The organism is Streptomyces sp. SID486, assembly GCF_009865385.1.
In the GTDB taxonomy this organism is placed as follows: domain Bacteria; phylum Actinomycetota; class Actinomycetes; order Streptomycetales; family Streptomycetaceae; genus Streptomyces.
The window spans coordinates 1-1,745 of the sequence record NZ_WWJT01000205.1 but is presented as its reverse complement, the minus strand read 5'-3'; the positions used below and the strand labels follow the sequence as shown (position 1 = coordinate 1,745).

Below are 1,745 nucleotides of genomic sequence, written 5' to 3'. Positions count from 1 at the left end.
CGCGGCCCCGGCCGGTGCCTGCCGGCCGCGATCCTCCGCCCGCCGTGGGGTCCCCGGCGATGCGGCCCCGGCCCGCGGCGACGCCGTGCGCACCGCGTCCGCCAGCCGGTCGTCGTCCTCCGGCGGTACGGCACGCAGGTCCAGCAGGCAGCGGCCGGCCTCCAGGCGGCCGACGACCGGGTCGTGGCCGGTACGCAGGACGGCGGCGTACGGCTCGGGCAGGGACAGGGCCGCGCTGGGCAGGCTGACGCCGGGCGCTCCCCCGCCGCCGACCGTGGCGGCACTGCCGACGGCCCGTACGTCGATCCCGTCGGCGGCCAGCGCGGTGGCGAGGCGGCCGGCGCGGGAGCGGAGCAGCTCCGGGTCCGCGGTGAGTGCGAGGGCGGTCGGTGTGGGCGGGCCGGTCAGTGTGGCCTCCAGCGCGGCCAGGGTCAGCTTGTCGACCCGCAGGGCGCGGGCCAGCGGATGCCGGGCCAGGGCGCGCACCAGGTCCTCCCGGCCGAGCAGGAGCCCGCACTGGGGGCCGCCGAGCAGCTTGTCGCCGCTCGCGGTGACGACGGCCGCACCGGCGCGCAGCTCGCTGTCGGCGTCGGGTTCCTCGGGCAGGGCCGGGTGCGGTGCGAGCAGCCCGGAGCCGATGTCGACGACGACCGGGACACCGAGGCCGGCGAGGTCGGCGGTCCGGGCGGCACGGGTGAAACCGGTGATCCGGAAGTTGGACGGGTGGACCTTCAGCACGAAACCGGTGTCCGGCCCGGTCACGGCCGCGTAGTCGGCGGCGGTCGTGCGGTTGGTCGTACCCACCTCGCGGAGCCGGGCACCGGTCGAGACGAGGAGGTCGGGCAGGCGGAAGCCGTCACCGATCTCCACCATCTCGCCGCGGCTGACGACGATCTCCTTGCCGGCCGCGAGAGCGGTGGCGGCCAGGACGAGGGCCGCGGCACCGTTGTTCACGACGTGTGCCGCGCCCGCGGCCGGCACCCGGTCCCGCAGCGCGGCGAGCGCGGAGCGTCCCCTGCGCGCCCGTACGCCGGTCGTCAGGTCGAGTTCGACGTCGGTGGGACCGGCTGCCTCCCCGACGGCCTGCCGGGCGGCGGCGGACAGCGGGGCCCGGCCGAGGTTGGTGTGCAGCAGCACGCCGGTGGCGTTGATCACCGGGCGCAGTCCGCTCGCGGTGCCTGGCAGCAGGTCCAGGGCGGTCAGCGGGACCTGCTCGGGCGCGATGCCGCCCGCGCGGGCCTGCTCCTGTGCCTGCCGTACCGCGGCCTTCACCCGCTGTGCGCCGAGCCGGTCCACCGCGGCGGACAGCCGGGGGTCGTGCAGCAGCGCGTCGGTGCGCGGGATGCGGCGGCGCGGGTCGGCCGCGGCCCGGGGCGGACTCCCGGGCGCGTCCGGACGCCCCGTCGCCTGCTCGGCTGTCCGTCCTGGTACCGGCCGCTGCTCCATGGCGTCCCGTCCCTCCGGTCCGGCCCTGTGCCCGTGCGGGTCCGCCCATCGTCTCCCAGTGCCCCCGGTGCGCCGTCCGACACGCCGGGACGCACGTTGGCCGCCGCCGCGGTCCGGGTACCCGGCGCCGCATGAGCGAAGACCACCGCAACCGACGGGACGAAGAGAACACGCCGCCGGCCGGCCCGGCCGAGCACCGGTGGCGGGCGCCGGAGACCGGGCGCGCCGGTGCCGAGCCACCGGGCCGCTCGTCATCCGGGCGCGGGGCGGTGTCACCGGCCCGGCGCCGCGTCAGCGAG

Annotated in this window: 1 protein-coding gene; it reads right to left on the bottom strand. The window is 78.5% G+C overall.

All coding sequences use genetic code 11. The features are described from left to right. The coding region (gene selA, locus GT045_RS10445) for an L-seryl-tRNA(Sec) selenium transferase (RefSeq protein WP_161333975.1) at window positions 1-1,446 on the bottom strand (1,446 nt) is incomplete at its 3' end. Between the last annotated feature and the right edge of the window lie 299 nt (window positions 1,447-1,745).